The 14,335-nt window shown below is 59.4% G+C and carries 9 protein-coding genes; 4 read left to right on the top strand and 5 right to left on the bottom strand.

The window, feature by feature from the left end:
* The first annotated feature begins 145 nt into the window (after nt 1–145).
* Nucleotides 146–919 (top strand): ParA family protein, encoded by a 774-nt coding sequence (locus tag FHL07_RS14475; RefSeq protein WP_095000888.1) that lies wholly within the window; start codon nt 146–148, stop codon nt 917–919.
* On the opposite strand, the gene trxC is transcribed toward FHL07_RS14475, so the two are convergent.
* Complete coding sequence (trxC, locus tag FHL07_RS14480) at nt 916–1,356, bottom strand: thioredoxin TrxC (protein ID WP_095000889.1); 441 nt, start codon at nt 1,354–1,356, stop codon at nt 916–918. The two genes, FHL07_RS14475 and trxC, sit on opposite strands and share 4 nt — an antisense overlap.
* A 263-nt stretch (nt 1,357–1,619) precedes the next feature.
* Between trxC and FHL07_RS14485 the strand changes: the two genes are divergently transcribed.
* Complete coding sequence (locus FHL07_RS14485) at nt 1,620–1,916, top strand: type II toxin-antitoxin system HigB family toxin (protein WP_095000890.1); 297 nt, start codon at nt 1,620–1,622, stop codon at nt 1,914–1,916.
* A complete protein-coding gene (locus tag FHL07_RS14490) occupies nt 1,913–2,314 on the top strand; it encodes a helix-turn-helix domain-containing protein (RefSeq protein WP_095023804.1) in 402 nt (133 codons plus the stop codon). The genes FHL07_RS14485 and FHL07_RS14490 overlap by 4 nt, the downstream gene beginning before the upstream one ends.
* 111 nt (nt 2,315–2,425) lie before the next feature.
* Here FHL07_RS14490 and selO read toward each other — a convergent pair whose 3' ends face one another.
* The 3 genes from selO to FHL07_RS14505 form a co-directional block, all read right to left on the bottom strand.
* Complete coding sequence (gene selO, locus FHL07_RS14495; protein ID WP_095017709.1) at nt 2,426–3,889, bottom strand: protein adenylyltransferase SelO; 1,464 nt, start codon at nt 3,887–3,889, stop codon at nt 2,426–2,428.
* Nucleotides 3,890–4,024: 135 nt separating this feature from the next.
* Nucleotides 4,025–7,372 carry a mechanosensitive channel MscK gene (mscK, locus tag FHL07_RS14500; protein ID WP_095017708.1) on the bottom strand — a complete coding sequence of 1,116 codons (3,348 nt, stop codon included), beginning with the start codon at nt 7,370–7,372 and terminating at the stop codon, nt 4,025–4,027.
* Between the two features lie 34 nt (nt 7,373–7,406).
* Nucleotides 7,407–9,149 carry a potassium/proton antiporter gene (locus tag FHL07_RS14505; RefSeq protein WP_095000894.1) on the bottom strand — a complete coding sequence of 581 codons (1,743 nt, stop codon included), beginning with the start codon at nt 9,147–9,149 and terminating at the stop codon, nt 7,407–7,409.
* Between the two features lie 246 nt (nt 9,150–9,395).
* Between FHL07_RS14505 and FHL07_RS14510 the strand changes: the two genes are divergently transcribed.
* Complete coding sequence (locus FHL07_RS14510; RefSeq protein WP_095017707.1) at nt 9,396–9,977, top strand: hypothetical protein; 582 nt, start codon at nt 9,396–9,398, stop codon at nt 9,975–9,977.
* Between the two features lie 66 nt (nt 9,978–10,043).
* Here the strand turns inward: FHL07_RS14510 and putA are convergent, their stop codons facing one another.
* Nucleotides 10,044–13,997 (bottom strand): trifunctional transcriptional regulator/proline dehydrogenase/L-glutamate gamma-semialdehyde dehydrogenase, encoded by a 3,954-nt coding sequence (putA, locus tag FHL07_RS14515; protein WP_095017706.1) that lies wholly within the window; start codon nt 13,995–13,997, stop codon nt 10,044–10,046.
* Between the last annotated feature and the right edge of the window lie 338 nt (nt 13,998–14,335).

Consider the following 14,335-nt stretch of genomic DNA (forward strand, 5'->3'; position numbering starts at 1 on the left):
GGATCAATGGATTTTATTTGAGAGATTTATTCGTTTGTTTTTGTGGAGATATTCTTGATTGATGTAGGGTATTTCTTAGCAAGGTAGCTAAGCCGCGCAAAGGGCATCTACACTCGGACACTCATAGGTACACGGAGGTTTTGAAATGCGTCGCGTGGTGTTTAACCAGAAAGGCGGTGTGGGTAAATCCAGCATCGCGTGTAACCTGGCTGCGGTTAGCGCCAGCGAAGGGTATCGCACGTTGTTGGTGGATCTGGATGCCCAGGCCAACTCTACTCAATACCTGACCGGACTGACCGGCGATGATATCCCTATGGGGATTGCCGAGTTCTTTAAACACACCTTGTCAGCGGGCGTGGGCTCGAAGAAAAACCGGGTCGATATTTACGAAACACCCTTTGAAAACTTGCACGTAGTGACGGCTACGGGTGAATTGGCCGATTTGCAACCCAAGCTTGAGGCCAAGCACAAGATCAACAAGTTGCGTAAGTTGCTGGACGAGCTGGCTGAAGACTATGACCGCATTTATGTCGACACTCCACCCGCGCTGAATTTTTACGCGGTATCGGCGTTGATTGCCTGTGATCGTGTGCTGATTCCGTTCGATTGCGACAGTTTTTCACGTCAGGCGCTCTATGGCCTGCTGGCTGAAATCGCTGAGCTAAAGGAAGACCACAATGAAGACCTGCTGGTCGAGGGCATCGTGGTCAACCAGTTTCAGGCCCGGGCCAGCCTGCCCCAGCAAATGCTTGATGAGCTGATTGCCGAGGGGTTGCCGGTGCTGCCCATGTACCTGAGCAGCTCAGTGCGCATGCGTGAGTCGCATCAGGCCTGCCAGCCTTTGATTCACTTCGACCCGAGGCACAAGCTGACCCAGCAGTTTGTGGAGTTGCACGATTACCTGGATCAGAACGCTTAAGCGCTGATGCCTTGGCTGCGCAGCCAGGCGCCAAGTTGCTGCAATGGCAACGCACCGCTCTGGCGTGCGATTTCGCGGCCATTTTTAAACAGGATCAGGCTGGGTATCGAACGGATGCCCAGTTGCCCCGCCAGGTGCTGGTTGGCCTCGCTGTCGAGCTTGGCAAGCCGACACTTGCCCAGCAGTTGGCGGGCGGCCTGCTCAAATACCGGAGCAAAGGCCTTGCAGGGCCCGCACCACTCGGCCCATACATCTATCAGTAGCGGCAGGTCGCCCTTGATCTGGCTGGCGTAATCGGTTTGCTGCAAATCGAAGGGCCTGGCCAGCAATACTTCATTTTTGCAGCGCCCGCATTTGGGGTGCTCACCCAGGCGATCGCCGGGGATGCGGTTCAGGCCGTTGCAGTGGGGGCAGGGGATCAGCAGCGGTTCGGTCATGGAGAGCTCCTTGGAAGTGGCCATTGGTGCCGCCTGTCGCAGCGACTCCAGATTGATGGCGTGCAGTTCAGCAGATGAACACCTGGGCCGCCACCCCCCATGACGTATCTGCTCACAATGTGCTCAAGCCGGCCACCAGGTCTCTATCTAGGCTGTAAAAACCCCCCCGGGCTTTGCACCGCTGGTCTGGCGATCGTTATCGCAAGTTGCGATTGCCAGGGTTCGGGTTTAGCCTTCATAGCAAGATGCGATAAGGACATTGCATGCGAGTGATTACAGCAAAACGAATTTGGGAAGCCAAAGCACAATGGCCGCAATCGGCGAGCGCACTGGATGAGTGGTATCGCAAGATCAAAGTCCTCAGCCCTGAAGACTTCGCCGCGTTGAGGTCGTTTTTCCCCGCCACCGACAAGGTGGGTTCGTTTCATGTTTTCAATATAGGTGGTAACAAACTGCGGTTGATCGCCGTGGTGCGTTACCGGGTACAGCGCCTCTACATCCGTCATGTGCTGGATCACCGTGACTATGACAAGGGCAAATGGAAGGAATCAGCACCATGAACGCATTGGTCGAACAGGCAGCAGAGCATTGGCAATTCGTGGCGCCGCTGCTGCGCAAACCGAAAAACGAAGCCGATTACGACGGGCTGGTCGCCGCCCTTGATACGTTGACCGACTTGATAGGCGATGATGAGACCAACCCCTTGATGAGTCTGGTGGACATCATCGGTGACTGGGTTGAGGCTTACGACCTAGAGCATCGACCGATGCCCAAGGTCAGCGGCGTCGATGTGCTGCGCTCGGTGATGCAGGAACACGGGCTGACGCAAAGCGATTTGCCAGGTGTCGGCACCCAGTCTGTGGTGTCCGAAATCCTCAGCGGTAAACGCCAGCTCAACGTACGGCAGATTCGTTGGCTGGCCGATTACTTCAAAGTGCCTGTGGATATGTTTATCTGAGGCTTACGGCGTGCGCCACGCTGTGGCTGGTTTGTGGGCCGACGACTGGCGACCGGCCTCGGTTCTGTGGGAGCGGGCAAAACCGGCAACAGTATATTTACCGGTTTTGCATCACGACGAGCAGCTGATTTCCAGATGCTTGCCCCACTCCGGCGGGCGTTCGGCGTAGCCTTCCATGCCCGGTTGTTCGGTGAACGGTTGGGTCAGTACCGTGTGCAAGCGTTGCACTTCGCTGTAATCCCCGGCCTCGGCCGCATCGATGGCCTTTTGTGCCAGGTAGTTGCGCAGGATATACAGCGGGTTGACCGCGTGCATGCGCTCACGCCGGACGCTTTCATCGCTTGCGCCGTCTCGGGCAACCCGGGCCACGTACTGCGCGGCCCATTCGTCAAAACCCTTGAGATCGACAAATTCGTCTCGCAGCCGTGCTACTGCCTGTTCTGCCGGGAGGTCCCCCAGGCGCCGGAAAAACAGGTTGTAGTCGACGCTGCTGCCTTGCATCTTTTGCAGCAAGGTTTCGACCAGGTGTTGATCGGTGTCTTCGGCACTGGTCAGACCCAATCGACGGCGCATCAGGTCGAGGTAGTGGGCCTGGTACAGCGGCAAGAAAAGCCCCAGGGTTTCGCGCAAGGCTTCAACGCTGATAAACGGCGTCAATGCCTGGGCCAGGGCACTCAGATTCCACTGGCCGATCGGCACCTGGTTGCTGAAGGAGTAACGCCCTTCATGGTCGGAATGGTTGCAGATGAAGTTGGCGTCGAAGTCGTCGAGGAAGGCGAACGGACCGAAGTCAAAGGTGATGCCCAGGATCGACATGTTGTCGGTGTTCATTACACCGTGACAAAACCCGTAGGCCTGCCACTTGGCGATCAGTTCAGCGTTGCGTTCGACGATTTCGCGAAACATGGCCAGATAGGGTTCGGGTTGCTCCAGGCACTCGGGGAAGTGCATCGCCAGCACATGCTCACCCAATAGCTTTTGCTGCTCGGGGCGCTTGGTGTAGTAGAAATACTCGAAGTGCCCGAAGCGTATATGGCTGGGTGCCAGGCGCAGCACCATGGCGGCGCGCTCCTGGGTTTCGCGCCACACCGGGGTGTCGGAGGCGATCACACACAGGGCTCGGCTGCTGGGGATGCCCAGTGCATGCAGTGCCTCGCTGGCGAGAAACTCGCGGATCGAGGAGCGCAGTACGGCGCGGCCATCACCCATGCGCGAATAAGGGGTCATGCCGGCGCCCTTGAGGTGCAGGTCCCAGTGCTCGCCCGCGTCGTTATACACCTCACCCAGCAGTAACCCGCGGCCATCGCCCAGTTGCGGATTGTAAGAACCGAACTGATGACCGGAATAGACCATCGCCCGAGGCTCGGCGTTGGCCCACAGGGTATGGCCACCAAACAGTTGCGCAAATACAGGGTCTTGGGTGACAGCGGGGTCTAGGTCGAGCAGTGCCAGGGCGGCGTCGCTGGCGACCACAACACGCGGTGCGTCGATGGGCTCAGGCAGCACATGGGTCGAGAAGGCATCACCCAGGCGGGCAAAGCGGTTATCAAAAGTCAGTTCGTCGAGGGCTTTCAATGACCGTCTCCAGTGAACAGTGGCGGATCGTGGCAGCGGGCTTGCCCGCGATGGCATCAACGGGCTTGGTTGGTTAAACCGATTCGTTTGCATCGCAGGCAAGCCAGCTCCCACAGAGGTTGCATCGGACTTGCGTCAGTCGAGCTTGCCCAACTGCGGCTTTTGCGGTGGTGGTGTCGGCTCGGGCGGGACTTCCGGCCCAACGGGCACCAGTTTGTATTCTTGCCCCTGCAGGTTCTTGAGGTACACCTCCATCTGCTGGAAGGAGATGTTGATGTGGTGGTTCTTGAACTCGCGGTTGATAAAGCGGTTGACCTCGTCGATCACCGGGTTGCGGTCGCCCAGGTCGCGTACGTGCATGCGCAGTTCGTGGTCGAGGGTGCTTTGGCCGAAGTTGAGGAAGTACACATGGGGCTCCGGGTCTTTGAGCACCCGCGGGTTCTCTTGCGCAGCCTTGAGCAGCAACTGCTTGACCAGGTCGAGGTCGGAGCCGTAATCGACGCCCAGCTTCAGGGTCACACGGGTGATGGTGTCCGTAAGCGACCAGTTGATCAGTTGCCCGGTAATAAAGGTCTTGTTCGGGACGATGATGTCTTTGCGGTCGAAGTCGGTGATGGTGGTGGCCCGGATGCGGATCTTGCTCACGGTGCCTGACAGATTGCCGATGGTGATGGTGTCGCCGATCCGTACCGGGCGTTCGAACAGGATCATGATCCCGGAAATAAAGTTGGCGAAGATTTCCTGCATGCCGAAGCCCAGGCCTACCGACAGTGCCGCAACCAGCCATTGCAACTTGTCCCAGCTCACGCCCAGTGTCGACAGGGTGGAGACAAAGCCTACGCCGATGATCACGTAGGTCAGCAGGGTCGTAGTTGCGTAAGCACTGCCCTGGCCCAGATCAAGGCGCGACAGCACCAGCACCTCCAGCAGGCCGGGCAAGTTACGCGCCAGCGCGATGCTGATGCCGATGATGACCAGCGCACCTATCACGTCGCCGATGCTGATGGGCACCATGCTCATATTGGCGCCGGTACCGCTGGTATATTCGTAGAGGGTGATGTTGTCCAGGTAGGAAAAAACCGAGATCAAGTCAGCCCACACCCAGTACAGAATGCCGATAAAGCCAGCCAGCAGGGCCAGGCGGATCAGGCGCAGGGACTGTTGGTTGACCTGTTCGATGTCCAGGGTCGGCTCTTCGATAATCGTATCGTTGCCTTCGCCTGCTTCCTTGGCGGCCTGGCGTTTGGCCAGTGCACGCTGGTAGGCCAGGCGCCGTGCCGCTACTGCCAGGCCACGGACAAACGCCGCTTCGACCACCAGCCAGAGCATCAGCAGATAGAGGGTATTGATCAGGCGGTCGCTGAGCTTGAGCGCGGTGTAGTAGTAGCCAAAACACACCGCCACAAAGAGCGCCAGCGGCAGCAGGGCGAAGGCAAAACCGAGCAACTTGCGCAGGCGATAGGCTTTTGTTGCTGTTTCAAAGTCGTTGAGCAACAGGCGGCAGAGCAGCCAGGCCATGGCCGCATAGCAACTGAGCACCACCAGAATACCCAGGACATCGTCGGCCAGCGCAGCCGGTTGTTGCTCGGCAAAGGCGACGACGGCCACAAGGGCCAGGACCACAAAACCGAGTTTGCGGATCCAGTTCTGCAAGAACGCGACCAACGGTTTTTCCCAGCGAAAATGCAGTTCGGCCACGCCACCCGGCGCCAGAATCCGGTAAGCGGTGTAGAACACCAGCCAGGCCTCGGCCATCTGAATCAACGCCGCGCCCGTATTGGCATTCATGCCCCGGGCATCGGTTTGCAAGGCGTAGCCGCACAAGGCCAGCGCCAATGAAATGGGCATCGCCAGCAAGATGTTGATCAATATTGCCAGCGGCGTGTGCCATTGGCTGTCACGCTTGAAGTGACCGATGTCCTGATGGATCTTGTTCAATTTGCTGTAGAGGTAGCGACGTTTCCACAGCAGCGCCACGACCACCAGCAAAAACGGCAAGAACAGCAGGGGACGTTGCACCAGGCCTTCTGCCAGTTCACTGACGCTGGAACCCCAGGGCAGGGTGGTGATTTGCTGCTCAAGCTGGCGCGGTGCGGTTTCCAGCCATTCCAGATCCAGCGGCTTGTTGCTGGGGATCCAGAACATTTGCTCATCCAGCGTGGCGCGCAGGCTTTGGGCGGTGCTGAGCAGTTGTTTCTGGTTCAGTTGCAGGGTGATCGATTCGTTGAGCAGCGAGCTTAGTTCGCGGTTCAGGCGGTCCAGCAGATCGCTGCGGGTGTTGACCAGTTCGAGCAGGGTTTTGCGCAGTTGCGGTGTGACCTGGTCGGCAGGTTGGGTGGACAGCAGGTTGTCGACGTAAGTCGTGGGGTTGCTGATCAACTCGCGCTGCTGGTTGATTTCAAACTGGTACAGACGGATATCGGCGATTTCGTCTGCCAGATTCTTGTCCATTTTTTGCAGGCGCGGCAGGGCTTGCTTCTGCTTATAAAGTATCTTGGACAGCAACAAACTGCCCTTGAGCACGTTGATCTGCTCATCCAGGGCCTGGTCGCTCTGGGTAACGTTGTCCAGTTGTTGCTTTGTTTGCAGATTCTGCTGGGTCACCTCGTTGAGGCGATCGGTGCTGCGCAACAGGTAGTCGGAGAGCTTGAGGTTGATCGCGCTTTCGGTCGCCAGCAGGCTGCTGCTGCCGGACTTTTTAGCCTCGATGGATTGCTCGGTCACGGTCTGCTGCGACTGGGCCAGGCGCTTTTGATTGATCAGGGTTTGCAGATCCTGGATTTCCTGGTCCTGGCGCGTGGTTTTTTCCAGCAGCAGGTCGTGCTGGCTGCCGCTCAGATCTTGCAACAGGCTGTTGCCAGCCAGTTCCTGGCGGCGCAGGGCAATCAGTGCGTTGAGCGAGGCGGCTTCGGCGTTGAGCTGGTTGCGCTGATCGGGGGTAAGCAACTTGCCATTGTCGCGTCCTGTTTTCAGGGTGGTGTTGATCTGCTGGATACGGGTCTGGCTATTGCTGATCTCGGCCTGAGCCCGCTCGGGTCGGGTCTGCGCGGCAATGCTTTGGCTGTTGGCGATAGCCAGGGCTTTTTGCAGCTCGCCCTGTTGCGTGGTGCGTTCCGCCAGCAGTTGTTCCAGCTGCTGCACGGACAGCTCGCTGTAGCGCTGGGCTACGGGTATGGGTTTGCTGGCCTTGATTTTGGCCAGTTCGCGCTGGTTTTCGGCAGTCTGGCGAGGGGCATCGTTGATCTGTTGTTTGACGTCGTTCAGGCGCTGTTCGTAATCGGCTTTGCTGTCGAGCAGGGTCAGGGTCTGCTGGAGCACCGCCTGCAGGGCTTTTTGGTCGGCGTCCGGCAGTTTGCGCTCGGCAATTTTGTCCAGGCTTTGCTGCACCGCTTCGGCGGTAGGCGGGTCGGCAGCCTGAAGCGTGCCGACACAAAGGCTCAGGCCGAGCAGGACGGTGGCGATGAACGTGCGCAGAGTTGGCATAGATACCGGTCAGACAAGGGCGGAAAGTTGGAGTTTAGAGGAACAGCCCCGGGCCCGGTGCACTTCCTTCGGGGAATCTGACGCCCACTTTGGCGATCTTGTTCCCTTCCATCATCGCAACCGTCCAGATGGTGTTGTTCCACTCCACCTGGTCGCCGACCACCGGCGCGCCGCCGACCTTGTGGGCAATGAAGCTGCTCAGTGAGGTGTTCGGGTCGATGCCGTCCAGCTTCAGGCCGTACAAGGCGGCCACAGCGCCCAGCTGGGCGTCGCCCTCGAGCACGAAGTCGCCGAAGAAACGCAGGTCCAGGCCACGGCTCGGGGGCTGGCTGAACAGTTTGCCCAAGGCAGGCAAGTCGTGTTCGTGGCCGATGACGCAGAGCAGGTCACCTACTTCAAGCGTGGTACTACCCGACGGATGGAGCAGTTTTTTATCGCGAAACAGGGCGGCGATACGGGTGCCGTCGGGCATTTTCAGTTCACGCAGGGCCGCACCGATGCACCAGTTTTGTGCGTCGAGGCGATAAACAAAGAGTTCCCACTCGCTGGTGACATGCACTTCAAGGGCTGAACGGGACACGGGGGCCAGATCAGGCGGTACGGTCACCTTGAGCAGCTTGGCGACCCACGGCAGGCTGGTGCCTTGCACCAGAAGAGATACCAGCACGATAAAGAATGCCAGGTTGAAATACAGCTGCGCATTGGGCAGCCCGGCCATCAACGGGAACACCGCCAGAATGATCGGCACCGCACCGCGCAGGCCTACCCATGAGATAAAGGCTTTTTCGCGTCCATGGAAGGCTTTGAAAGGTAGCAGCCCCACTACCACTGACAGCGGGCGGGCAAACAGAATCATCCACAGGGCCAGTGCCAGTGCTGGAATGGCGATGGGCAACAGGTCGTGTGGCGTGACCAGCAAGCCCAGCACCAGGAACATGCCAATCTGGGCCAGCCAGGCCATGCCGTCGAGCATATGCAAAATGCCATGACGGCTGCGGATCGGACTGTTGCCAATCACCAGGCCGCACAGGTAGACCGCGAGAAAGCCGCTGCCGTGCAGGGCGTTGGTCAGGGAAAAGACCACCAGCCCGCCTGCGATCACCAGAATCGGGTACAGGCCGTTGGCCAGGTTGATACGGTTGACCATTTGCAGCATTAGCCAGCCGCCTGCCAGACCGACCGTGCCGCCGATGGCAAATTCACGCACCAGGTTGAGCAACAGGCTCCAGTGCAGGCCTGTTTCACCGCTGGCGAGCATGTCGATCAGGGTGACGGTGAGGAATACCGCCATCGGGTCGTTGCTGCCGGACTCGATTTCGAGGCTGGCTGAAACCCGCTCGTTCAGGCCTTTGCCACCCAGCAGCGAGAACACTGCGGCGGCATCGGTGGAGCCGACAATGGCGCCAACCAGCAGACCCTGGATCAAGTTGAGATTAAACAGCCAGGCGGCCATCAGCCCGGTCAGCCCCGTGGTGATCATCACCCCCACCGTGGCCAGCGATAACGCGGGCCATAACGCCACGCGAAAACTGGAAACCCGGGTGCGCAAGCCGCCGTCGAGCAAAATCACCGCCAGGGCGAGGTTGCCCACCAGATAGGCCGTGGGGTAGTTGTCAAAAATGATGCCGCCGCCATCGACACCTGCGGTCATGCCCACCGCAAGGATGATGACCAGTATCGGGATGCCCAGGCGCGAGGACAGAGAACTTACCAGGATGCTTGCGCCTACCAGCAACGCGCCGATCAAGAACAGGCTGTTGATGGTCGTCGCATTCAAAGGCAGTACTCCAGAAAGCTAAAAAAGACAGGGCGCAGACCTGGCATGCAGCCTGCGTGCCATCGATTCTAACCTGCGCCATTGGCGGGCTGTCAAAAAAGGTTTTGAATGGATTACACCCTGGAGGTGTTTGGGCCTGTCGAGTAGGACTGAAGGCCTTTCTTACAAAAAAATGGGATTTTCACTGCATTTTTATATTAGGTAAATTGTGTGTACTGCGGCCTCCCACTTGCGCACGGACATGACATGAACCCTGCTACTGAGGCTGGCAACAGGCTATCGAAGACAACACCGTGGTGTGACGACAAACGAATCAACCTTTATGTCGTGTCTGTCAGCAAGTTTCTGCTGCTGTATGGGCTTACGGCAGGCGGGTACATGGTCTATTGGTCATATCGCAACTGGGCGTCCTACAAAGCGGAAACCGGGGCGCCGATCGCGCCGTTGCTGCGCGCTGCGCTCTGGCCATTTTTTATCCTGCCGCTGTTTGAAGTGGTTCAGAACGGCCTCGACAGGACAGGGCGCTGCTATTTTTGGCAACCCGAGACCAGAGGCCTGCTCATTATGCTGCTGGTCATGTTCTCGGTGCTGGTGTCCACGCTGTTTACCCGGCCCGCGGATGCGGTCTATGTGTTGTTCACCAATGCAGTACTGATCACCGGTTGTTGTGCAATGCTGGTGGCGGCCCAGCGCGCAATCAATATGCTGGCGGGTGACCCGCAGGGCAGCGTCAACAAGGCCCTGAGCTGGGCTAATTTTGCCTGGATGGTGGCCGGCACGTTGTTGATGGCCATCGTTGGCTATATGGAATTCATGAGCCAACGTTGAGTTCATGGCGTAAAAAAACCGGGCAACCCTTTCGGGTGCCCGGTTTTTTATTGCCCGATCACATCCTCAACCGATGGTCATCAGGCTTGCGTTGCCACCCGCAGCAGCGGTGTTGACGCTCAGTGCGCGCTCGATCACCAGGCGTTCCAGGGCGATATTGGTTTCGCCCTGGGACAGGCCCTGTACGCCAACGATGGCGCCTGCGCGTTGTGCCACTTGCTGGCACACGTCACGCAACTGGTCACAGTCGCCGTGGTGCAGGACGGCGTCGAAGATCACTTCGTCCTTGGTCCAGTCCGCGACCAGTGTGATGCGTGGCTGCACCTCTGCAGGCAGGCGGGCCAGCAGGGCCTTGGCCAGTTCACTTTGCGGCAGTACCGCCGAGCTGCCCACGGCCAGAACGGCAGCCAGTTGGGTCAGCAGGTCGCTTTCAACTTCAGCCAGGCACAGCACATGTTCACGCGGCAGAATGGCGTAGCTGTTGCGTTCGCCGGTCGGGCCGTTGAGCAGGCGCGTGATGCCACTTTGCGAGTGTGCAGCGTACTCGGTGCACAGCTCGGCCAGTGCTGGTTGCTGGTTGCTGGTTGCCCAGGCTTGCAGGGCGCTGAGCGGTTTGCTCATGGCCTCGCGGGCCTGGGTGTCCGGTGCGGTCACGGCATCGACCTTGGCGAACGATTGCTCGATTGCATTGCCCGGGCGGGTCGACAGCAGGCGGTACAGGTACAGCGGGCCACCGGCTTTCGGGCCGGTACCCGACAGGCCTTCACCGCCGAACGGTTGCACGCCGACCACTGCACCAACGATGTTGCGGTTGACGTAGACGTTACCGGCGTTGACGTTGTTGACCACCTTGGCAATGGTTTCGTCGATACGGGTATGCACGCCCAGTGTCAGGCCATAACCCGAAGCGTTGATCTGTGCGATCAACTGGTCGATGTCTTTGCGCTTGTAGCGCACCACGTGCAGCACCGGCCCGAAGATCTCGCGTTCCAGCTCGTCAAAGCTTTCCAGTTCAATCAGGGTCGGCATGACAAAGGTGCCGCGTTTACATTCTTCGCTATCGGCGATGGCCATCTGGTACACAGAGCGGCCCTTGTCGCGCATGCCCTGGATATGCTGCTCGATCCCGGCCTTGGCTTCGGCGTCGATCACCGGGCCGATGTCCACGTTCAAGCGCTCGGGGTTGCCCATGCGCGATTCGGCCATGGCACCTTTGAGCATTTCGATGACGCGATCTGCCGAGTCCTCTTGCAGGCACAGTACCCGCAGTGCCGAGCAACGTTGACCGGCGCTGTCGAAGGCCGAAGACACCACGTCGATAACCACTTGCTCGGTCAGGGCCGAAGAGTCGACGATCATGGCGTTCTGGCCGCCAGTTTCGGCGATCAGCGGGATAGGGCGGCCCTGGGCATCCAGGCGACCGGCAATATTGCGTTGCAGCAGGCGGGCCACTTCGGTGGAGCCGGTGAACATCACGCCTTTGACGCGATCATCACCCACCAGGCGTGCGCCGACGGTTTCGCCGCGGCCAGGCAGCAATTGCAGCACGCCTTGCGGGATGCCGGCTTCGAGCAGGATGCGTACGGCTTGTGCGGCAACCAGCGGGGTTTGCTCGGCAGGCTTGGCCAGTACCGGGTTACCGGCAGCCAATGCTGCAGCCACCTGGCCGCTGAAGATGGCCAGCGGGAAGTTCCACGGGCTGATGCAGACCACCGGGCCCAGCGGGCGGTGGGCATCGTTGGTGAAGTCGTTACGGGCCTGCACCGCGTAGTAGCGCAGGAAGTCCACTGCTTCGCGCACTTCGGCGATAGCGTTGGCGAAGGTCTTGCCAGCTTCACGGGCCAGCAGGCCCATCAGTGGCTGGATCTCGCCTTCCATCAGGTCGGCGGCGCGCTCCAGGATCGCAGCGCGCTCGGCGGGCGGGGTGGCCTGCCAGATCGGTGCGGCGCTCAGGGCACACTGGATAGCGTTATCGGCGTCTTCAACGGTGGCTTCTTGTACATGACCCACCACATCACGCAGGTCGGCCGGGTTGAGCACCGCCGCCGGGGCTTCGTTGCTGGAGTCACAACCGAGCATCGGCGCGGCTTTCCAGTCGTTATGGGCCGTGGCCAGCAAGGCGCAGGACAGCGACGCCAAACGGTGTTCGTTGGACATGTCGATGCCGCTGGAGTTGGCGCGTTCGCTGCCATACAGATCACGCGGCAACGGGATGCGCGGGTGCGGCAAGCCGAAGCCGCCTTCGGTCGTGGCCATTTGTTCAATCTGGCTGACTGGATCGGCCACCAACTCGTGGATTGCGATAGTGTGGTCGGCGATACGGTTAACGAACGAGGTGTTCGCGCCGTTTTCCAGCAGGCGTCGCACCAGGTAAGCCAGCAGTGTTTCGTGGGTACCCACTGGGGCGTACACACGGCACGGACGGTTCAGCTTGCCTTCGGCAACCTTGCCTACAACCTGTTCGTAGAGGGGTTCACCCATGCCGTGCAGGCACTGGAACTCGTACTGACCCGGGTAGTAGTTTTGACCGGCAATGTGATAAATCGCCGACAGCGTTTGGGCGTTGTGGGTGGCGAATTGCGGGTAGATGGCTTCTGGTACGGCCAGCAGCTTTTTCGCACAAGCGAGGTAGGACACGTCGGTGTACACCTTGCGGGTGTAGACCGGATAGCCTTCCAGGCCTTCGACTTGGGCGCGTTTGATTTCACTGTCCCAGTACGCGCCCTTCACCAGGCGGATCATCAGGCGATGACGACTGCGGCGAGCCAGGTCGATCACGTAGTCGATCACATACGGGCAGCGCTTCTGGTAAGCCTGAATCACGAAGCCGATGCCGTTCCAGCCAGCCAGCTGCGGCTCGAAGCACAGGCGCTCGAGCAGGTCGAGAGAGATTTCCAGGCGGTCTGCTTCTTCGGCGTCGATATTGAGACCGATGTCATACTTCTTGGCCAGCAAGGTCAGCGACAACAGGCGCGGGTACAGCTCGTCCATCACGCGTTCGTACTGGGCGCGGCTGTAGCGCGGGTGCAGGGCCGACAGCTTGATGGAAATGCCCGGGCCTTCATAGATGCCGCGACCGTGGGAGGCTTTGCCAATCGAGTGGATGGCTTGCTCGTAGGACGCGAGGTACTTTTGTGCGTCATGTTCGGTGAGTGCGGCTTCGCCGAGCATGTCGTAGGAATAACGGAAGCCCTTGGCTTCAAAGCGCGTGGCGTTGGCCAGGGCTTCGGCGATGGTTTCGCCGGTGACAAACTGCTCGCCCATCAGGCGCATGGCCATGTCGACGCCCTTGCGGATCATCGGCTCGCCGCTCTTGCCGATAATGCGGCTCAGGGAGGAGGTCAGGCCTGCTTCGTTGTGCGTCGACACCAGCTTGCCGGTCAGCAACAGACCCCAGGTCGCAGCGTTGACGAACAGCGACGGGCTGTTGCCCAGGTGCGGGTGCCAGTTGCCAGTGCTGATCTTGTCGCGAATAAGGGCGTCGCGGGTGCCTTTGTCCGGGATACGCAGCAGCGCCTCAGCCAGGCACATCAGGGCCACGCCCTCCTGGGACGACAGGGAAAACTCCTGCAGCAAGCCCTGCACGATACCGGCACGGCCGCCGGCGCTCTTCTGGTTGCGCAATTTTTCGGCAATCGAGGCTGCCAGGGTTTGCGTGGCTTCGGCCATAGGGGCTGGCAGTCGCGCCTGCTCCAGCAACATGGGCACTACTTCAGGTTCCGGGCGACGGTACGCCGAAGTAATGGCAGCGCGCAGTACGGACTGCGGCAGGATGCTTTCTGCGAACTCCAGGAAGCATTGATGCGCGTGGTCGGCTTGTACTTCGTCGGCGTCATCGCTGGCAGAACCAGGGATACCGCTCAACTCGGTCAGGGTTGCACCACCCTCGAGTTTTTCCAGGTAATTGAAGATTGCCTGCTTGATCAGCCAGTGTGGCGTGCGATCAATCGAGGTCGCGGCGGCCTTGAGGCGCTCGCGGGTCGGGTCATCAAGTTTGACCCCAAGGGTGGTGGTAGCCATTTTTTTATCCTCATGGGTGCCACATTTGCGTGGCAGCAGCTAGCGGCAAGATTAGCGCTGCGCCGAAACGGGTGCAACTAGGTGCAACCCGTTTTTTTGTGGATTGGTCGACGCTTCGTCAGGAATATTCAGGCGGGGTGAAATCAGTGCCCTGGTGTGGTGCTTTCTGTTTGGTTTGGTAGGGTCTTTGCTCCGAAAAGGCGCAAAAACTCCGAATTGAGACGAAAAGGCGACAAGGTGCAACTTGGCTCGCAGAAACTGGTTGCACCCGATTTGCTTTGTTGCATAGCATTCGCGCCCAAGGTGCAACCTCCTACAGAAGATTGGTTCATCGGCTG

Source organism: Pseudomonas sp. FSL W7-0098 (assembly GCF_005930585.1).
Classification (GTDB): domain Bacteria; phylum Pseudomonadota; class Gammaproteobacteria; order Pseudomonadales; family Pseudomonadaceae; genus Aquipseudomonas; species Aquipseudomonas bubulae.